Source organism: Flagellimonas olearia, assembly GCF_009184425.1.
GTDB classification, from domain to species: domain Bacteria; phylum Bacteroidota; class Bacteroidia; order Flavobacteriales; family Flavobacteriaceae; genus Flagellimonas; species Flagellimonas olearia.
The window spans coordinates 1,301,632-1,320,575 of the sequence record NZ_WELG01000001.1 but is presented as its reverse complement, the minus strand read 5'-3'; the positions used below and the strand labels follow the sequence as shown (position 1 = coordinate 1,320,575).

Genomic DNA, 18,944 nt, shown 5'->3' with positions numbered 1-18,944 from the left:
TATGGAGTATTTTTTGGATGTCGTCCTACCTATTCCTTTGGAACGACTTTTTACCTATAAGATCACACAAGAGGAGGCGGATTTTCTGCAGCCAGGGATGCGTGTGGCCGTTCCCTTCGGGAAATCCAAGATATATACGGCTTTGGCCTATCAAGTCCACACCAATGCTCCTATGGCCTACGAGGCTAAAGAAATCTATCAGATTTTGGATGAAAACCCCTTGGTCAATGCAATTCAATTGAAACATTGGCAATGGATGGCACAGTACTATATGTGCACCTTGGGTGAGGTGGTACGAAGTGCCCTGCCCAGCGCTTTTTTGCTGGAAAGCGAGACCTTGGTCATGCCCAACAAAGACGTCCAGATTGATGAAATGCAATTGGGTGACGATGAGTTTCTGGTGTATGAGGCGCTGCAACACCGGACCGCATTGACAATATCCGAGGTAAGTGATATTGTGGACAAAAAAAATGTCCTGAAACTCATCAATGGACTGGTGCATAAAGGGGGGGTGCTCCAAAAAGAAGAACTGTACGAGCAGTATAAACCGAAACTGGTACGATATGTCAAGCTTTCCGAAACCTATGATGACGAGACCCAATTGGAGCAGTTGTTAAATGAGCTGACCCGGGCGCCCAAACAGAGTCAGGTGGTGTTGTCCCTGTTTCAAATACAGGCCAAAACCAAGAAGCCTATCCCCATAGCCGATTTGGAAAAAGAGAGTGGCAGTTCGCGGGCAGTCATTAAAACTCTAATTGATAAGGAGGTATTAAAGGAATACCATATCCAGACTGATCGGGTGAATTTTGACGGCCAATCGGAAGAATCCCAACATATGCTCCTGAATGAACATCAGGCCAAGGCCTTGGAAACCATTCGAGCTGGTTTTTCAGAGGGCAAAGCTGTCCTTTTGCATGGCGTCACTTCTTCTGGAAAGACCGAAGTGTATGTAAAACTCATCCAAGAATGTTTGGAAGAGGGCAAACAGGCTCTATATCTGTTGCCCGAGATTGCACTGACCTCGCAATTGATCAATAGGTTGCGACATTATTTTGGACATAAAGTGTCCGTTTATCATTCCAAATACAGCATTCACGAACGGGTGGAGGTCTGGAACAATGTATTGGCCAATGCGGAAAAAGCGCAAATTGTCATTGGCGCCCGTTCTTCCCTGTTTTTGCCGTTTTCCAATTTGGGATTGGTGGTGGTGGATGAAGAGCACGAAAGCTCCTTTAAACAGTTTGATCCCGCTCCACGGTACCATGCCCGAGACGCGGCCGTTGTGTTGGCTTCCCTTCATGGGTCCCATATTGTTCTGGGGTCGGCTACGCCCAGTATAGAGAGTATGGACAATGCCAAAAAAGGAAAATATGGATATGCTTCCATCCAATATCGCTATGGCAATGTGCTCATGCCGGACATCAGTTTGGTGGATATCAAGGAGGCGACCCGAAAGAAGCGGATGAAGGGGCATTTTTCAGAAGTGCTGCTCAAAGCCATTTCAGAGACTTTGGAGGAGGGAGAGCAGGTAATCCTCTTCCAAAACCGTAGGGGATTTGCCCCAGTGGTGGAGTGTACCACCTGCGGCCATGTGGCGCAATGTCCCAATTGTGATGTGAGTCTAACGTATCACCAGCGGAGAAATCAGCTTCGCTGCCATTATTGTGGCTACCACATGGCGTTGCAGCAAGCCTGTTTGGCGTGCGGCAGTGCCACTTTAGACAATAAGGGATTTGGTACAGAGCAGATTCAGGAAGAGCTCAACCATCTTTTCCCTGATGTGGCCGTAGGGCGAATGGATTTGGATACCACTAGGGGAAAGTACGCGTATGAAAAGATTATCTCGGCCTTTGAAAATCAAGAGATGGATATTTTGGTGGGAACCCAAATGGTCACCAAAGGGCTCGATTTTAGAAATGTGAGCTTGGTGGGGATCATGAATGCGGATTCTATGTTGAACTTTCCGGATTACAGGGCCCATGAACGTAGTTTTCAAATGCTTACCCAGGTGGCAGGAAGGGCAGGGCGGACCCAAAAAAGAGGCAAAGTGCTCATACAGACGTATAATCCTTATCACCAAATATTGCAACAAGTCACCACAAATGATTATAAGAAGATGTTCTCGGAGCAGTATTACGAGCGGGAGCAGTTTAAATACCCACCTTTGGTGCGTATTGTCAAAATCACTTTAAAGGATAGGGATTTCAATAAGCTGAACGAGGCCGCCAGTTGGCTGGCAGGTTCTCTCAGAAACGTGTTGGGGCAGGACATCTTAGGTCCAGAGTATCCCCCGGTAGCACGTATTCGAAGGGATTATCTTAAAAACATTCTCATCAAGATACCCAGGCAACAGTCGTTGGTACAAACAAAAAATAGCATTAAAAGAATTGAGAAATCCTTTAATGCTATTTCCAAGTATAAAAGTGTAAGACTGGTCTACAATGTGGACCACATTTAGTTATACGTTGGCTAGTGCTTCTGCCAATTCAGTCTTTTTGTTTCTACTCAAAGGAATCTGTCTGCCCCCCACTTCAACATTCTTACTGTTGAATTTTTCAATCTTCTCCAGATTCACGATATAGGATTTATGGATTCTCAGAAATTTTTCGGGCGGCAATTGCTTTTCGAAAGATTTCATGGTGGATAGGATTACGATATTGGCCTCATCGGTCACCAATTTAATGTAATCGCCAAGGGCTTCTATCCATTTAATGTCGTTTAAGATAACCTTACGCTTTTTAAGGTTGCTTTTCACAAAGATGTGCTCTTCATCCTCATCTACACGGTTCATTTGCTCATATTTGGCCACTGCTCTTTTTACAGAAGCTTCAAAACGCGCAAGTGTGATGGGTTTGTGAAGATAATCGGTAACATCATAATCAAATGCCTTAAGGGCATAGTCAGGTTTTCCCGTGATCAAAATAACCTGTGGTGGGTTCTCTAGGGCCTCTAAAAGGTCAAAACCACTAATGATCGGCATTTCAACATCTAGGAAGATAAGGTCGATTTCGTGGTTCTTTAGGCCATTTTTTGCTTCAATGGCGTTGCTGTACTCCGCAACCAAAGCAAGATGTGGATGATTGTTGACCAACTTTGCAACGGCCATCCGTTGCATCGAGGAATCGTCTACAATTATACTTTTTAATTTCATAGAATGGGGTGATTTGTAGGGTTTTAAATCATCGGCAAATTACACAAAAAACACGTTTAACAGCAACAAAAGATGTAAACATGGTCTATTTTGTTGTGTATATTGCCATATACGATACGTAGGTTTATTGGGTTCTTTTTTGTTAATAACTCTTGGGATTTAAACGAAGTTTTTTAGCTTTTCTTGCAGGGAGAAAGAAATATTACTAATTTTGCGCTCCTTTAAAAATATATTATAATGAACCATTACGAAACTGTTTTCATTTTGAATCCCGTTCTGTCTGAAACACAGATAGAGGAAACAGTCAAGAAATTTGAGGATTTCTTGATTAAGAATGGTGCCAAAATGGTCTCCAAGGAAAATTGGGGACTTAAAAAGTTGGCCTATCCCATTCAGCACAAGAAAAGTGGTTTTTACCACTTGTTCGAATTCCAAGCTCCTGGAGAGGCTATCGGCCCGTACGAGTTGGAATTTAGGAGAGACGAGCGCGTTATGCGTTTCTTGACCGTTAAATTGGACAAGCATGCCATTGCTTGGGCCGAGAAAAGAAGAACCAAATTAAAAGCAAACGCATAGGGTTATGGCATCTATAGAGCAACAGGCAAAAGCAAAGAAAGACGGGGAAATCAGATATTTGACCCCTCTTAACATTGAGACCAGCAAGCAAAAGAAATACTGTAGGTTCAAAAAATCAGGTATTAAGTACATTGATTACAAAGACCCGGATTTCTTGATGAAATTGGTAAATGAGCAAGGAAAACTTCTTCCTAGAAGACTTACAGGTACTTCCTTGAAATACCAAAGAAAAGTGGCCCAGGCCGTGAAACGTGCCCGTCACCTAGCGTTAATGCCGTACGTTGGCGATATGTTGAAATAAAAAAATACCGAAGAATGGAACTTATTCTAAAAGAAGATGTACAGGATTTGGGATTTAAGGATGATATCGTTACCGTAAAGAACGGTTACGGAAGAAACTTTTTGATCCCTCAAGGTTTGGCCTCATTGGCTACTCCATCTGCCAAAAAAGTTTTGGCCGAAAACCTTAAGCAAAGAGCTCATAAAGAGAAAAAGATAATTGACGAGGCCGCTAAAGTTGCCGAAGCGCTTAAACAATTGGAAATCCGCATCGCTGCAAAAGCAGGTGCCGGTGATAAATTGTTCGGTTCCGTCAGCAATATTGATTTGGCCGCCGCTTTGGAAAAAGAAGGTCATCAAATCGATAGAAAATTCATCAGTATCAAAGGAGGGGCCATCAAAAGGGTTGGACCTTATGATGCCATCATCAGACTTCACCGTGAAGTTATTGTTGATTTTCCTTTTGAAGTGATCGCTGAAGCCAAATAAGCTGATTTCAGCCAATAATACTGGAGGGCTATGCAAAGCATAGCCCTCTTTTTGTTTTACCTACTACCAAGTTTTAATAAAGCCTTTTATTTTTGTGGTATGAAGTATAAAAGACTTACAAAAGAGCAGTTGGAAGAATTGCATCCGGAGTTCATCAATTTTTTGGCCACCCAATCCATAACCGCAGAGGAATGGAATACCCTAAAAGCGGAAAAACCCGAAGTGGCCGAAGAGGAAATCGATGTCTTTAGCGATTTGATATGGGAAGGGGTGCTCAATAAGGTGGAGTATTTGGAAAATGTGTCCGAAATGCACATGCACCTGTTCCACTTGACCGAAAAGGAAATGAAATTGTTGTCCGTAAAGGTCATGAACCCAGAAATTGACCTGCGCACCAAAGTGGGCTTTGATTGGTTCAAACGGAATTTCCAATCCGATTTTGTGGAATACCTCACCGCCTCCAAAGCGTATGGGGAAGATAAAAATGTGGACAAGTTTGAACTCATCAAACAAGGTGCTGTCATTACCAAAGGGGAGCTCTATCAGTGGTTTGAGCAGATTATGGAATGATATGATACTAGACTTCTGGTTTCAGATATCTGATATCTGAGGAAATGTGGAGTAATTGTCAGTTCGAGCGCAGTCGAGAACAAATCAGGGGAGAAGAGGGCTCTTTGCATTTCTGTGTCATTCCGAAGAAGCAGCGCGACTGAGGAATCTCAACCATTGTTTTTTGGGATACTTCTCTCCGTTCAGCACATCAGCTATCGGTCTTGTCATTTTGACAGAGCGAAGCATGAGGGACGAGAAATCCCAAAATCAAACAGATTTCCCACAACTCCTTCGACTTCGCTAAAATTATCAGTTCGAGCGCAGTCGAGAACCTAAATGCACTAAGTGCAAACTAAACTAGGGTTCATTCCTTGCCAAAATACGGAGAAAGGGCTTTATAATCTTCAATAACAATGTCCGCTTCCATAAGCGCTTTTTGGATTTGCGCTGTTTGGCCCTTGTCCTCCAAGGCAGAAATTTTTATAAGGGTAATGTGTAAAAAGTCCCATTCACCCAACCATCCAGGGTCGGTATCTGAGCCATCGAAGTTTGAAACTATGATATACACAAACCCAGGGGCAAACGCAACATTGTAGCTTCTATCCCATTGAGCCAGCCCTCCAGGAAGGGGTAAATATGAACTAGCATCTATACTAACATATTCAAAATGGAACAGTAATACGTACTCTTGTAAAATTTCTGGTGTAAGTTCCGGGACAGCCAATTCAAGAATGGAAAAATATATATCGGCGTCATTAAGGTCCAAAATAATTTTCTGCACATCGGCGTTGCCGTCCGCTCCTTGGCAGTCGGTTACATCCCATTTGCCATCTTCATTGGTGTCTTCCTCTGGATCGTTCATAAAATCGGCATCCAAGTCCCAACAATTGATCCCATTTTCGCCATTGAGCCCATCCATTCCAATACAGTCCAAGTTGTTCCATTCACCATCGTCATTCGTGTCTTCCTCTGGGTCATTGGACCGATTGGTGTTGGTGTCCCAGCAGTGATAGCCATTTTCCCCGGATTCCCCTTGCGGACCAACGTCCCCATCTTCACCGGAGCAAGACATAAGAATTAGGCTTAAAGCAAGCAGGATAAGCAGTGGTGTTCTCATAACGAATGATTTATATTGAAATATAGCCTCAAACCATCTCGATGTCCTTCCTAAATTGACGAATGCCCCATTTGAGTTGATGGATGAAGGAAATTATTGGCAGCTTGGGTCAGAACTAGGATTCAAACAATGGATATTGGGGGAAGGCTACCGTTCTTCGTCATTTCGGCAGAACGAAGCATGAGCGATGAGAAATCTTTGAGATACTTCTCTTCATTCAGTATGGCATTTTAGTCTTGTCATTTCGACAGAGCGAAGTATGAGCGACGAGAAATCTAACCCGCAATGGATAAGATTTCTCACATTCGTTCGAAATGACTTCGCAAGCATTCTATACATTTAACAAACCCCGTATATTTGCACGAGAATTTTTAACTATATGGCACAAAAACCATCCATACCCAAGGGAACCCGAGACTTTTCGCCGGCTGAAGTGGCCAAGCGCAGCTATATCATCCAAACCATAAAAAAGCATTTTGAAACCTATGGTTTCCAGCCCATAGAGACCCCGTCCTTTGAAAACTCGGATACCTTGATGGGCAAGTACGGTGATGAGGGGGACCGCTTGATTTTTAAAATATTGAACTCCGGGGATTTTATCTCAAAGGTGGACGATGTGACCTATAGTTCCAAAAATTCAGCATCGCTCACACCGAAGATTTCGGAAAAGGCGCTTCGGTACGACTTAACCGTGCCTTTTGCCCGGTATGTGGTGATGCATCAAAACGAGATTGATTTTCCATTCAAAAGATATCAGATACAACCCGTTTGGCGTGCCGATAGGCCCCAAAAAGGGCGTTTTCGTGAGTTTTACCAGTGCGATGCCGATGTGGTAGGGGCCAACTCCCTTTTGCAAGAGGTGGAGTTTGTGCAGCTCTACGATGCGGTTTTTACCGATTTGGGATTAAAGGGTGCCACCATCAAAATCAACAACCGAAAAATTCTTTCCGGCATTGCCGAAGTGATTGGGGCCAAACACCTGTTGGTGGATTTCACCGTGGCATTGGATAAATTGGACAAAATAGGGGAAGAGAAGGTCAAGGAAGAAATGCTGGAAAAGGGCATTTCCGAGAGTGCCATTGAAAAGGCGCAGCCCTTGTTTTCCATGGCGGGTACCGCTTCGGAACAGTTGGAGCAACTACGCAGCCTCTTGGCCGATTCTGAGGTTGGTATGGTCGGAGTGGGAGAGTTGGACGAAATCATTTCCACCGCTGAACATATTGGATTACAATCGGCTCAATTGCAGTTGGATGTGACCTTGGCCCGTGGGCTCAACTATTACACAGGGGCCATTTTTGAAGTGGCCGCACCAGAAGGGGTCCAGATGGGCTCCATTGGTGGCGGTGGCCGTTACGATGACCTTACAGGTATTTTTGGATTGAAAGATGTGAGCGGAGTGGGCATTTCCTTCGGGTTGGACCGAATTTATTTGGTTTTGGAGGAATTTAACCTCTTCCCGGACAGCTTGGATACTTCCTTGGATGTACTTTGCCTCAATTTCGGGAAGAACGAAGGTCTGACGGCTTTAAAATTAGTCTCAGGGCTACGAAAAGAAGGTCTTCGGGCCGATTTGTACCCAACGGATGCCAAAATGCAGAAGCAATTCAAATATGCCGACAAAAGAGGGGTTCCGTATGTGATCCTATTGGGAGAACAGGAACTACTTGATGGCAACTTTGTGGTAAAAAATATGGTGACCGGGGAACAGAATGCCTACAAGCTGGATGCTTTGGGTCAATTTGCAGAGCTGGTCAAAGCCTCTTTTTAATTTCCTGAACGATTTTTTTGTAGTAGGTAGGGCCGTGTGGGACATACTTTGCCGTATTGGCCAATCCCCAGGTTTCTTCGGCAAACTTAAAGAGAGGAATCAATTCCAGGTCATCCACTTCACTGTCTTGTTTGGTCAATTCATTGATGGGAATGTTCAATTTGCATAGAAAAATATGATGTAGTTCAGCATCGACAAAATCCTCCGAAATTTTATGGATGGCCTTGTAGGTACCGATGGATTCCAAGTCCTTTTTTGAAATGGTCAACCCTACTTCCTCTTGCACTTCTCGTACCGCGGCCCATTCAATATCCTCTCCGGACGATACATGTCCGGCCACGGAAACATCCCAAAGTAGGGGATGGGTATCCTTGTGCTTGCCCCGTTGTTGGAGTAATACCCGCCCGTCTTTGGTGTAAAGCCACACATGGATGGTAGGATGCAACAGGCCTTTTCGGTGCGCTTCGGATTTTAAACAGGACACTCCCGTTGGGTTACCTTCCTCATCCAAAATGTCGACCCGTTCATCCATAGTTCTTTAAAGATAAGAAAATGTCACATCGAGTGCAGCCGAGATGGTACATAATTTAGAAATGAATTTAATCGAGTATGTAATTTCTGTGAAAGTAGGAATCTATTTATGTCGGGACCCTGACACAAGTTTGAGGTGACGAATTGCATCAAAAAAAGCACAAAAACCAAAAAGGTTGATGTGCTTTCAATTTTATTTCAAAAGGGTCATTATGAAATGAGATACTTTGTATCGATTAAGAAATCTAAAGGTGAGATTTCTCACGCTCTACCGAATATCAATTGGGTTTCGGTTCGAAATGACTGTGTTTAATCAAAATAGCTAAACGTCTCTCCTTCCTTGATGGTCAACAAAGTTTCGTAGATCAAACGAATTACATTTTCCACGTCATCCTTGTGCACGGTCTCCACAGTGGTGTGCATGTAGCGTAAAGGCAGCGAAATCAACGCAGAGGCCACTCCACCGTTGCTATAGGCAAAGGCATCGGTGTCCGTTCCCGTGAAGCGGGATGCCGCCAATCGTTGGAAGGGTATTTTTTTGGCTTCGGCCGTTTCCAGAATGCGTTCCCGCAACTTGTTCTGTACCGCAGGGGCATAGGAAACTACCGGTCCGGAACCTATGGAGGTTTCCCCTTCCTTCTTTTTATCGATCATAGGGGTGGTGGTATCATGGCAAACGTCGGTGACAATGGCCACATTGGGCTTAATGGTCTGGGTGATCATTTCGGCACCACGTAACCCAATCTCTTCCTGAACCGAATTGGTGACATACAATCCAAAAGGAAGCTTTTTCTTGTTTTCATGGAGCAAACGCGCCACTTCGGCAATCATAAACCCACCCATACGGTTATCCAAGGCGCGGCAGACAAATTTGTCCTTGTTCAGGATGTGGAATTCATCGGGATAGGTAATAACACAGCCCACATGAACACCCATTTTCTCCACTTCGGCCTTGTCTTTGGCCCCGATATCGATAAAGATGTTCTCCACCTTTGGTGACTCTTCCTTGGCCCTGTCACGGGTATGGATGGCAGGCCATCCAAAAACACCTTTTACAATGCCCTTTTTGGTATGGATGTTCACCCACTTGGACGGTGCAATCTGGTGATCGCTCCCTCCATTTCGGATTACATACAACAGGCCATTGTCCGTAATATAGTTTACATACCATGAAATCTCATCGGAATGTCCCTCAATCACCACTTTGTACTTGGCCTTCGGGTTGATGACCGCTACGGCGGTCCCATAGGTGTCCGTGATGAACTCATCCACATAAGGTTTCAGGTACTCCATCCAAATCTTCTGTCCTTCCCATTCGTAGCCGGTGGGAGAAGCATTGTTTAGATATTTTTCAAGGAATTTAAGGGATTTAGCGTTGATGATCTTTGCTGCTGCCATGTGTTCAATTTAGTACACAAACATACTAATATTCACTTTTATTTAATAGCCAAATCTTACCTTTATCCTTAATTTTGGCAAGACTTTTGAACAATGGACCGCATGTGGCACACTAGTTTTTTGATTGTCTTTTTAACCCTGCATGGCCTTGGTTTTTCGCAGGAAATGGGAACGGACTCCTTGGTGAATCCCAAGGATTCCATTGAGGATTACTATGTGCGGTTTGAGGGGGATTCCATTCTGTACAGTTCCATTGCATTGGACGAAGTGTATCTCTTTGGGAAACTGGAATTTGCCGATCGCAATGAAAAACTCCGGTACTATATCCTGAGAAGAAAGACCCTGAAAGTGTATCCCTACGCCAAGTTGGCTGCCGAGCGATTGGTGGAACTGAACGACAGTCTACAACACATTAAAAAGCGACGACATCAAAAAAGATATACCAAGAAGGTGCAAAAGTTCATTGAAGAGGAGTTTTCGGCCGAGTTGAAAAAATTGACCCGGACCGAAGGTCAGATCTTGGTGAAACTGATTTATCGGCAGACCGGTACCACTGCCTTTGATCTGGTCAAGGAATTGCGAAGTGGATGGCGGGCCTTTTGGTACAATACCACGGCGAGCATGTTCAGCATTAGCTTGAAAGAGGAATTCCGACCGGAACAGGTGCACGAAGACTATCTCATTGAGGATATTTTGCAACGGGCATTTGCCTCAAATCGACTGGACCGGCAGAAATCGGTTTTGGATTATGATTATGCCCAGTTGAGCAACAAATGGAAAAACGCCCCTGCGAGCTCTAAAAATTAATCCTTTGATTTCTTTCCAAATAAGGCATCCATTACAATATTCACGGACCTGAACCCGAGATAAATGGCCAGTCCCGCAACAAGGATTCCCAGTATCAAAACGGGAATATAAAAGGGGTGATTTTCATTTTTAAAAGCCTGATACAATAGAAAGGGACCTAAAAACATGGTGGCAACGGTATAGCCAAACGATTTGATTCCCTTTACCAAAAGCTCCTTATCCGTATGTCTCATGGGACCAAAGTAGGAATATTAGCTTATATTTAAGGGATATCGCATAAAAATTGAACATGGAACTATTGGTTTTGGCCTTGGTGGTGCTCTTTATCATTGTGGCAACAGTGAAATTCAAGATGCACCCCATTTTCTCCCTGACCATAGCGGCGGTGGCCTCAGGTTTTCTTTTGGGGCTTTCGCCTACGGATATCATGAATACCATTGCGGAGGGGTTTGGAAAGACCCTTTCTGGTATTGGGCTGGTGATAGCGTTTGGGACGGTCATTGGGATTTATTTGGAAAAAACCGGAAGTACCCAGGTTCTTGCCAATAGTATTTTAAAAATAATCGGCCTTAAACGTTCCCCTTTGGCCATCAATCTGGCTGGGTATGTGATTTCCATACCGGTGTTTTGCGATTCGGGATTTATCATCCTTTCCTCACTCAACAAGGCCATCAGCAAAAAAACAGGAATTCCGGTGATGGTATTCGCCATATCCTTGGCCACGGGATTGTATGCAGCCCATGTTTTTGTTCCCCCAACCCCGGGACCTTTGGCAGCAGCAGCTTTATTGGAGGCCGATTTGGGCCTGGTACTGCTCATGGGTCTTGCCGTGTCCATTCCCGTGTCACTGGCGGGTTATTTTTGGGCCAGACTTATTGGGAAATCCTTGAAAGAGGATGAAACGGTGGATGATGTTTTGGAAAAAGAAGAATTCAAGACCTCCATTAAACCCATTCAGGCATTTATGCCGCTTTTGGTACCCATAGTGCTGATCGCTATGAAATCCATTGTCAATTATCCTACCCATCCCTTGGGGGAAGGGATCGTTTTTCATCTCCTCGACTTTTTGGGAAATCCCATCATGGCTTTGTTGGTGGGAGTGTTTTTGGCCCTCTCCCTAGGGCGCAAGGTACCCGCCAAGGATAAGGAAGGCTGGGTTTCGGAAGCCTTTAAGCAAGCTGGGGCCATTGTTTTGATAACTGGAGCTGGAGGAGCTTTTGGAGCCATTTTGCGCACCATGGACATTGCTTCCATGATCAATTTGGAATCCAGTTCAGGAATGGGAGGTCTGTTGATTGCTTTTGTGATTGCAGCGGTGTTGAAAACGGCCCAAGGGTCTTCCACAGTGGCCATCATTACCACTTCGGCGATTATTGCCCCCTTGCTGGAAAGTTTTGGATTGGTTTCCGCCATGGATAAATCATTGGCCGTACTGGCTGTTGGGGCAGGGGCCATGACCGTTTCCCATATCAATGACAGCTATTTTTGGGTGGTTTCCCAGTTTTCAAACATCACCGTTAAAACCGCTTTGCGGGGACATACTTTAGGCACCCTGTTTCAAGGTATCGTGGGGATCTTAATGGTACTCTTGTTGTACTTTGTACAATAAGAAATGGCATCATTCTATAACAAGGGATCGTGAAAATTCCTGGACCACGGCAAAGTAGCCCAAGGCATACTCATCAGGGCGCTGCACATTGTCAAAAATATCGATATTGTCCAATCCTGTGACGTCAAACACGTTTCCCCGGACTGTGGCCACAGGAGTTTGGAACACTCCACCATCGGCCTGTGTCTGTTCCACCAAGAGGTCCATGTAATTGTAAAACTCTTGATGGGCCCCTAGGATACTTATGGTAACCGTTTGACCAGGGCTCAGATTGTTGTCGTAGAAATAGGAAAATTGGAACTGCTGCCCTTGAAAGAATTGATCTTCCAACGCTTGAAAGTTACCGTACCCAAAATCAAAGACGTAATAATTCAAGGTGTCTGGGTCGTCCGTAAAGGTTACAATGACCTCGGTTTCATCCTCATCAAAAAGCGTATTGTCCCCTTGCTCCAAATTATCCAACGGAACCGTAGGGGCATATTCCGTTCTGGCATAATAACTTTTATCCTTGTGCTGTATTTGAAGGATAAAGACCACTCCTGGTTCCACGGCGGCAGTACGTATGCGTTGGTCCGATGAGAAGTTGGGGTCAGGGACATAGACTCCTGTTCCTGGTGCTTCCTCGGTCAGCGAGGAAAAGGCCAATTGGGTGAGTTCCCCAAATTGGTTGGGTACCCCGTAGCCAATGACCGCACTTTCCACTTGGGTTATGGTGTTGTCCTCAAAAAAGTTGGTGGTTTCCCGCATCTCTATGCGCACATCAACAAATTCCTGACTTTTATCCACCCGTAACAGACCATTTACAATGAGCTTGGGTTCGGTTTCGGGCAAATCTACGTCTATCACATCCTCGCAAGAAACCAATGAAAACAGAATCAATATGTAGAAAATTTCCTTTTTCATAACACTAGAATTTAAAGTTATAGGTTATGGATGGGATAATCCCAAAAATGGCGGTTCGCACGGCCTCATTTCTTCCGGTATCCTCATTCTCCCTAAAGTTGATGGAAGCCGCATTTTTCCGGTTGTAGACATTGTAGATGCTGAACACCCATTCGGATTGTATCTTTTTCCGGTCATTTCGTTTTGGGGTGAGGATGGCTGAAATGTCCATTCTGTGATAGTCTGGCAGCCGTTCTTTGTTTCGCAGGCCATAATAGGGAACAGCCAATCCCTCAAATTCAAATTGCCCCACGGGATAATTGGTGGGCTGTCCGGTCTGAAATACAAAGTTCCCATTAAAGCTCCAAGCTTTGCTCAACTCGTAGCTGCCATAGAGTGCAAGGTCGTGTCTTTTGTCATAGGGAGTGCTGTACCACTGTCCCAGATTAATGCCTGTTTCAAGGTCGGAGCGACCCGTGTCTATTCCAAAAGCCGTAAGATCTCTGGGAGGTGTCCTTTGTTCCGATTTGGACCAAGTATAGGCCAACCAGCCGGTAAGCCTCCCTTCATTCTTCCGGATGAGGAATTCAAGGCCGTAGGCCCGGGCCTCACCATTCAAAATAATCTGTTCTATGGCGTTGTTGGCAATAAGGTTAGCACCATCAATATAATCGATTCTATTTTGTATCTCTTTGTAAAATGCCTCGGTTTCAAAGGAAAAAACACCCTCTTTGATGTCCCTAAAATATCCAATGGCATATTGATCCAGCAATTGAGGTTCCACAAACGGGCCGCTGGGGGTCCAAACATCCAAAGGGGTAGGGGAACTGGTGTTGGACAGCAAATGTAAATATTGCGCCAAGCGGGTATAACTGGCTTTTACGGAACTTTTCCCATTGAAATTATAGGATGCCGATACACGGGGTTCCAGATTAATGAACTTTTTAAGGGTTCCGCCTTTTCCCGGGTTGATGGTGTCTATGGGCTCCGCTTCCCGATAGATCAAGGTAAAGGGGTCGAACAATACGGGGTTATCATTTTCGTATACATAGAATTCATCTTGTCCCAATCTATTGAATTGACTGATCCTTAGGCCATAACTCATGCTGAGGTTGTCCGATATCTTATGCTCAGCATCCAAATAAATGGCATTTTCATTGGCATACTTTTTCGTCAGTTGCTCCTCAACAATACCAGAATCTGGGCTATTGGGGCGTATCCTTCCGGGATTGAACACGTAGTAGGTGTTGTGCATGCCGTAATTGAGCTGGAGCTTATCATTGATATAATGTTTTAGGTCGTACTTCAGGTTAAAGTTTTGAATGCCAGAATCCCATTCAAATCCCACAAAATCAAGCTCCAATCCATAAAAATAATCGGAATAGATAAGGGATAGGTTGGAAAACAGCTTGTCTGAAAACAAATGGTTCCATCTAAAATTTCCCACGGCATTGCCATAGGTGTTCACAAAGCTTTCGCTGAGGCTAAAAAGGTCCCTTCCAAAATAACCGGACAGAAAGATGCTGTTTCTATCGTTGATCTTATGGTTGATTTTTGTGTTCAAATCATAGAAATAGGCTTTATTGTCCACATCGAACAAGGGAAGGAAAAGATGGGCATAGGAAGCCCTTCCACCCACTAAAAAAGCGGTTCGGTCTTTAATGATGGGTCCTTCAAGCAATAATCTACTGGCCACAGCACCAATACCACCGTTGACCTTAAAGTCCTTGCTGTTCCCTTCTTTTTGGAAAATCTCCAGTACGGATGAAACCCTTCCGCCATATCGGGCGGGAATGCCTCCTTTGAAGAGTTTTACATCTTTGATCGCATCAGGATTAAAGACCGAGAAGAAACCAAACAAATGAGAAGAATTGAACACGGTGGCCTCATCCAATAGGATGAGGTTTTGGTCAGCGGCACCACCCCTGACGTTAAATCCTGAAGAAGCTTCACCGGCATTGGTCACCCCGGGCAATAACAGAAGCGATTTCACCACATCGGCCTCTCCCAAGACCACCGGAATTTTTTTGATGGTTTTGGCGGCCAAGGTGGTCACACTCATTTGGGGTTTTCTAATATCCAGTCGTTCTGCATCGTCGGTGACCACAACTTCTTCCAACTCTTCCGCAGCTTCCAGAAGGCTGAAATCCTTTTTTATGTTCTTGTCAAGACGTATGGTCTGCCGTATGTCCTGAAAGCCGAGATAACTCAAAACAATTTCATATTCCCCTTGGGGAAGGGTAAGGGAGTAAAACCCATATTCGTTGGTGGTGACACCAGTTTTAAGAGCTGGAACGGCAATGGTGACCCCTATCAGCGTTTCATTGCTATTGGCTTCCGAAACGGTACCACTCAATGTGAATTTTTGTTGTGCCTGTATGAAACCAATTTTCGCAAACAAAGCAAAAACCAAAATCAGGTATCGTTTGGACATTCTGTGGATTTTCCTACAAAATACACATTTATAGAAAATATAAAAGCTAAAATTGGTAAGTAACTTTCTGAAAAACAGATGCTAATTGAAAAGGGTGCAGTGCCAGATTTAAAATCAGCACTACACCCTTTTTTAAAGATGAATTCAAATACGTTGTTAGGCGATAGTCTCCATAATCGCGTTCAAGGTATCGCTGGGACGCATGGCCTTTGAGGCCAATGTGGCATCGGGCAGATAGTATCCACCAATGTTCACTGGCGCACCTTGCGCATCAATCAATTCCTGTGCAATTTTCGCCTCGTTGGAAGACATGGCTTCAAATACTTTACCGAAAACCGATTTCAGTTCGGCATCTTCATTCTGGTTGGCCAACTGTTCGGCCCAGTACAATGCCAAATAGAAGTGGCTTCCACGGGTATCCAATTCGTTTACCTTTCGTGAAGGGGATTTGTCGTTGTCAAGGAATTTTTCGGTGGCTTTGTCCAATGCTACGGCCAATACTTTGGCCTTGTCATTACCGTTTTTCTCACTGTAGTGCTCCAGGGAAACGGCAAGGGCCAAAAATTCACCCAAAGAATCCCATCGCAAGTGACCTTCCTCCAAAAATTGTTCAACGTGTTTGGGGGCGGAACCTCCAGCACCGGTCTCGAATAGTCCACCACCGTTCATCAAAGGAACAATGGAAAGCATTTTGGCGCTGGTACCCACTTCCAAAATAGGGAAGAGGTCGGTAAGGTAATCCCGTAGCACGTTTCCGGTCACGGAAATGGTATCCTTTCCTTCCTTGATACGCTCCAAGGTAAATTTGGTGGCTTCAAGTGGCGATAGGATTCGGATATCCAAACCTTCGGTATTATGGTCTTTAAGATATAGATTGACTTTTTTGATAAGTTCGGCATCATGCGCTCTGTCCTTATCCAACCAGAACACTGCGGGAGTGTCCGTAGCTCTGGCTCGGGTCACGGCCAATTTCACCCAATCCTGTACGGGTGCATCCTTAACCTGGCACATTCTCCAGATATCGCCGGCTTCCACCTTGTGCTCGATCAGGGTTTTTCCGGTAGTGGCATCGACTACTTTCACGGTGCCATCTGTGGGAATCTCAAATGTTTTGTCGTGTGAGCCATATTCCTCAGCTTTTTGGGCCATAAGTCCCACATTGGGTACAGTTCCCATGGTGGTGGGGTCAAAAGCACCGTGCTCTTTACAAAAATCGATGGTAGCTTGGTACACCCCGGAATAGCTGCTATCAGGAATAACGGCCTTGGTATCTTGAAGCTTTCCGTCTTTGTCCCACATTTTACCAGAGTTTCTGATCATGGCGGGCATGGATGCATCGATAATCACATCACTGGGCACATGGAGGTTGGTGATTCCTTTATCGGAATTTACCATGGCCAAATCAGGGCCGTTTTCAATGCTTGCCGCAATGGCTTGCTCAATTTCTTTGTGTTGGTCATCTGGAAGTTCGGACAATTTGTCCAAAAGGGTCTCCAGACCATTGTTAGGGTTGATGCCCAATTTCTTGAAGGTATCACCGTACTTTTCAAATAAATCGGCAAAATATACCTCAAGGGCATGGCCAAAGATGATAGGGTCGGAGACCTTCATCATGGTCGCCTTGAAGTGCAGTGAAAGTAGGATATTGTTTTTTCGTGCATCGGCAATTTCCTTGGTAAGGAATTCAACCAATGCCTTTTTGCTCATTACGGTGGCATCAATGACCTCGCTTTTCTGCAAGGCAATCTTATCTTTTAATACACTGGTGTTCCCTGCGTTGTCCTGCAACTCGATGCGCACATCGCCCGCATGATCCATGGTCAACGACTTTTCATTGGCCTTAAAGTCGCCATGCGCCATAGAGGCCACATGGGTGTGGGAGTTGGGTGACCATTCTCCCATGGAATGTGGGTTTTTCTTGGCGTAATTTTTTACGGCCTTTGGAGCTCTTCGGTCAGAGTTTCCTTCACGCAATACGGGGTTTACAGCACTTCCCTTGATTTTGTCGTAACGGGATTTGATGTCTTTTTCTGCATCAGTTTTTGCTTCATCCGGATAACTCGGAAGCTTGTAGCCTTTGCTTTGCAATTCCTCGATGGCCTCCTTAAGCTGGGGAATGGAAGCACTGATGTTGGGTAGTTTAATAATGTTGGCCTCTGGAGTTTTGGCCAAATCTCCCAAAATGGCAAGGTCATCAGAGATTTGTTGTTCCTTGTCCAGAAACTCCGGAAAAGCAGCAATGATCCTGCCCGCCAAGGAAATATCCTTGGTTTCAATGGAAATATTGGCAGTATCGGTATAGGCTTTTACAATGGGTAAGAAAGATAAAGTTGCTAAGGCTGGTGCCTCGTCGGTTTTGGTATAATAAATTTTGGCCATTTAAATGTATTTGTTTGAGCGGTGCAAATATACGACTTATGAATGGTGCGGAATAAAGGAAATGGGCACAAAAATGAGAGGGAATGTGAAAAAACAAAAGCCATATCGATGTATGCACATTGATATGGCTTTCTGAAAAGGACTAAAAGACTTGTTTTGTGTTGCTACAAAACTGCAAATCCGAAGACCGCATCTGTTGCCCTTTTAACGTTTACCCTGCTTTCTGTCCTTAATTTTTCAACTAAACAACGTCTTGCAAAGTGGTACCAGTTGTTTCCTAAATCTTATCAAGATGGAAAATTGCTCTTCCACCCGCACATAAAATTTATTATTTCTCCCCAAGCAGCCTGAGCCTTACCTTGATTTGAAATTCCTTTTGTGATCAGTAGTGTTACCAATTTAAAGGGAAACATCAGCATTTAAAGAACGTCAACTTTAAAATCGAAATAAGAATCTGATGGTATCATTTTCATTATTTCTTCTGCTAAGATAGGATTAAGTCTTAGATATCCAAATTTTGTAACCGATTAAAAATCAACATTGTATGAACCGATGTTATTAACAATTGTTCATAAAAAAAGCACCTTGAAAAGGTGCTTTTTTTTGGTGTCGGGGTTTTGTTATCCCCTAATCTCTTTGATTCGGGCTTTTTTACCGGTAAGGCCTCTGAAATAGAAGATTCTTGACCTGCGGACTTTACCTCTTTTGTTCACTTCAACACGTTGAAGGGCTGGCATGTTGATGGGGAAAATTCTTTCCACACCTACCGTACCGGACATTTTTCTGATGGTAAAGGTTTCAGTGGCACCGCTTCCCCTTCTCTGGATTACAACTCCTTTAAAGAACTGGGTACGTGTTTTTTCACCTTCCTTGATTTCGTAATATACCGTGATGGTATCTCCGGAAGAGAATTTTGGAAAATCTTTTTTTGGAACAAATTCGTCTTCAACAAATTTTACTAAGGATTCCATG

At 44.3% G+C, this 18,944-nt stretch carries 17 protein-coding genes; 8 read left to right on the top strand and 9 right to left on the bottom strand.

The annotated features are described in order from the left end of the window. The first annotated feature begins 1 nt into the window (after position 1). A complete protein-coding gene (priA, locus tag F8C76_RS05715; protein ID WP_152130826.1) occupies positions 2-2,458 on the top strand; it encodes a replication restart helicase PriA in 2,457 nt (818 codons plus the stop codon). On the opposite strand, the gene F8C76_RS05710 is transcribed toward priA, so the two are convergent. Next, a complete protein-coding gene (locus F8C76_RS05710; protein WP_129652660.1) occupies positions 2,459-3,151 on the bottom strand; it encodes a LytR/AlgR family response regulator transcription factor in 693 nt (230 codons plus the stop codon). 237 nt (positions 3,152-3,388) lie between these two features. On the opposite strand from F8C76_RS05710, the gene rpsF reads away from it, so the two are divergent. The 4 genes from rpsF to F8C76_RS05690 all read left to right on the top strand — a co-directional run bounded on the left by rpsF (position 3,389) and on the right by F8C76_RS05690 (position 5,065). Continuing rightward, on the top strand, positions 3,389-3,727 hold the full coding sequence (gene rpsF / locus F8C76_RS05705; RefSeq protein WP_116217936.1) for a 30S ribosomal protein S6: 339 nt from the start codon (positions 3,389-3,391) through the stop codon (positions 3,725-3,727). A gap of 4 nt (positions 3,728-3,731) precedes the next feature. Next, positions 3,732-4,028, top strand: a complete 297-nt coding sequence (rpsR, locus tag F8C76_RS05700) for a 30S ribosomal protein S18 (RefSeq protein ID WP_116217935.1) — start codon at positions 3,732-3,734, stop codon at positions 4,026-4,028. A 14-nt stretch (positions 4,029-4,042) separates the two neighbouring features. Then, positions 4,043-4,495 (top strand): 50S ribosomal protein L9, encoded by a 453-nt coding sequence (rplI, locus tag F8C76_RS05695; RefSeq protein WP_129652659.1) that lies wholly within the window; start codon positions 4,043-4,045, stop codon positions 4,493-4,495. A gap of 99 nt (positions 4,496-4,594) precedes the next feature. Further along, positions 4,595-5,065 (top strand): DUF6495 family protein, encoded by a 471-nt coding sequence (locus F8C76_RS05690; RefSeq protein ID WP_129652658.1) that lies wholly within the window; start codon positions 4,595-4,597, stop codon positions 5,063-5,065. A 346-nt stretch (positions 5,066-5,411) separates the two neighbouring features. On the opposite strand, the gene F8C76_RS05685 is transcribed toward F8C76_RS05690, so the two are convergent. Beyond that, positions 5,412-6,164, bottom strand: a complete 753-nt coding sequence (locus F8C76_RS05685) for a hypothetical protein (protein ID WP_152130825.1) — start codon at positions 6,162-6,164, stop codon at positions 5,412-5,414. A gap of 379 nt (positions 6,165-6,543) precedes the next feature. Between F8C76_RS05685 and hisS the strand changes: the two genes are divergently transcribed. Further along, positions 6,544-7,932: a histidine--tRNA ligase gene (hisS, locus tag F8C76_RS05680; protein ID WP_152130824.1), complete on the top strand. Its 1,389-nt coding sequence runs from the start codon at positions 6,544-6,546 to the stop codon at positions 7,930-7,932. Here the strand turns inward: hisS and F8C76_RS05675 are convergent. Beyond that, complete coding sequence (locus F8C76_RS05675) at positions 7,916-8,464, bottom strand: NUDIX hydrolase (RefSeq protein ID WP_152130823.1); 549 nt, start codon at positions 8,462-8,464, stop codon at positions 7,916-7,918. The two genes, hisS and F8C76_RS05675, sit on opposite strands and share 17 nt — an antisense overlap. A gap of 308 nt (positions 8,465-8,772) precedes the next feature. Next, positions 8,773-9,861, bottom strand: coding sequence for a M42 family metallopeptidase (locus F8C76_RS05670; RefSeq protein WP_152130822.1), 1,089 nt, complete (start codon positions 9,859-9,861; stop codon positions 8,773-8,775). Between the two features lie 102 nt (positions 9,862-9,963). Between F8C76_RS05670 and F8C76_RS05665 the strand changes: the two genes are divergently transcribed. Next, positions 9,964-10,668: a DUF4294 domain-containing protein gene (locus F8C76_RS05665; protein WP_439108294.1), complete on the top strand. Its 705-nt coding sequence runs from the start codon at positions 9,964-9,966 to the stop codon at positions 10,666-10,668. On the opposite strand, the gene F8C76_RS05660 is transcribed toward F8C76_RS05665, so the two are convergent. After that, positions 10,665-10,901: a DUF6095 family protein gene (locus F8C76_RS05660; protein WP_129652652.1), complete on the bottom strand. Its 237-nt coding sequence runs from the start codon at positions 10,899-10,901 to the stop codon at positions 10,665-10,667. The genes F8C76_RS05665 and F8C76_RS05660 overlap by 4 nt on opposite strands. 56 nt (positions 10,902-10,957) lie before the next feature. Between F8C76_RS05660 and F8C76_RS05655 the strand changes: the two genes are divergently transcribed. Next, positions 10,958-12,277, top strand: a complete 1,320-nt coding sequence (locus F8C76_RS05655; protein WP_152130820.1) for a GntP family permease — start codon at positions 10,958-10,960, stop codon at positions 12,275-12,277. 9 nt (positions 12,278-12,286) lie between these two features. On the opposite strand, the gene F8C76_RS05650 is transcribed toward F8C76_RS05655, so the two are convergent. The 4 genes from F8C76_RS05650 to rplS form a co-directional block, all read right to left on the bottom strand. Next, positions 12,287-13,180 (bottom strand): DUF4249 family protein, encoded by an 894-nt coding sequence (locus tag F8C76_RS05650; RefSeq protein ID WP_152130819.1) that lies wholly within the window; start codon positions 13,178-13,180, stop codon positions 12,287-12,289. 4 nt (positions 13,181-13,184) lie between these two features. Further along, positions 13,185-15,593: a TonB-dependent receptor gene (locus F8C76_RS05645; protein ID WP_152130818.1), complete on the bottom strand. Its 2,409-nt coding sequence runs from the start codon at positions 15,591-15,593 to the stop codon at positions 13,185-13,187. A gap of 156 nt (positions 15,594-15,749) precedes the next feature. Continuing rightward, positions 15,750-17,972 (bottom strand): NADP-dependent isocitrate dehydrogenase, encoded by a 2,223-nt coding sequence (locus F8C76_RS05640; protein ID WP_152130817.1) that lies wholly within the window; start codon positions 17,970-17,972, stop codon positions 15,750-15,752. A 620-nt stretch (positions 17,973-18,592) separates the two neighbouring features. Next, the gene (gene rplS, locus F8C76_RS05635) at positions 18,593-18,943 is read right to left on the bottom strand and encodes a 50S ribosomal protein L19 (RefSeq protein ID WP_116217924.1); all 351 of its coding nucleotides are present in this window, start codon (positions 18,941-18,943) and stop codon (positions 18,593-18,595) included. Position 18,944 lies beyond the last annotated feature (1 nt).

Bases quoted from the DNA above. Each gene is read 5' to 3' on its own strand.
- priA (WP_152130826.1), top strand. From the start codon at position 2: ATGGAGTATTTTTTGGATGTCGTCCTACCTATTCCTTTGGAACGACTT.
- F8C76_RS05710 (WP_129652660.1), bottom strand. From the start codon at position 3,151: ATGAAATTAAAAAGTATAATTGTAGACGATTCCTCGATGCAACGGATG.
- rpsF (WP_116217936.1), top strand. From the start codon at position 3,389: ATGAACCATTACGAAACTGTTTTCATTTTGAATCCCGTTCTGTCTGAA.
- rpsR (WP_116217935.1), top strand. From the start codon at position 3,732: ATGGCATCTATAGAGCAACAGGCAAAAGCAAAGAAAGACGGGGAAATC.
- rplI (WP_129652659.1), top strand. From the start codon at position 4,043: ATGGAACTTATTCTAAAAGAAGATGTACAGGATTTGGGATTTAAGGAT.
- F8C76_RS05690 (WP_129652658.1), top strand. From the start codon at position 4,595: ATGAAGTATAAAAGACTTACAAAAGAGCAGTTGGAAGAATTGCATCCG.
- F8C76_RS05685 (WP_152130825.1), bottom strand. From the start codon at position 6,164: ATGAGAACACCACTGCTTATCCTGCTTGCTTTAAGCCTAATTCTTATG.
- hisS (WP_152130824.1), top strand. From the start codon at position 6,544: ATGGCACAAAAACCATCCATACCCAAGGGAACCCGAGACTTTTCGCCG.
- F8C76_RS05675 (WP_152130823.1), bottom strand. From the start codon at position 8,464: ATGGATGAACGGGTCGACATTTTGGATGAGGAAGGTAACCCAACGGGA.
- F8C76_RS05670 (WP_152130822.1), bottom strand. From the start codon at position 9,861: ATGGCAGCAGCAAAGATCATCAACGCTAAATCCCTTAAATTCCTTGAA.
- F8C76_RS05665 (WP_439108294.1), top strand. From the start codon at position 9,964: ATGTGGCACACTAGTTTTTTGATTGTCTTTTTAACCCTGCATGGCCTT.
- F8C76_RS05660 (WP_129652652.1), bottom strand. From the start codon at position 10,901: ATGAGACATACGGATAAGGAGCTTTTGGTAAAGGGAATCAAATCGTTT.
- F8C76_RS05655 (WP_152130820.1), top strand. From the start codon at position 10,958: ATGGAACTATTGGTTTTGGCCTTGGTGGTGCTCTTTATCATTGTGGCA.
- F8C76_RS05650 (WP_152130819.1), bottom strand. From the start codon at position 13,180: ATGAAAAAGGAAATTTTCTACATATTGATTCTGTTTTCATTGGTTTCT.
- F8C76_RS05645 (WP_152130818.1), bottom strand. From the start codon at position 15,593: ATGTCCAAACGATACCTGATTTTGGTTTTTGCTTTGTTTGCGAAAATT.
- F8C76_RS05640 (WP_152130817.1), bottom strand. From the start codon at position 17,972: ATGGCCAAAATTTATTATACCAAAACCGACGAGGCACCAGCCTTAGCA.
- rplS (WP_116217924.1), bottom strand. From the start codon at position 18,943: ATGGAATCCTTAGTAAAATTTGTTGAAGACGAATTTGTTCCAAAAAAA.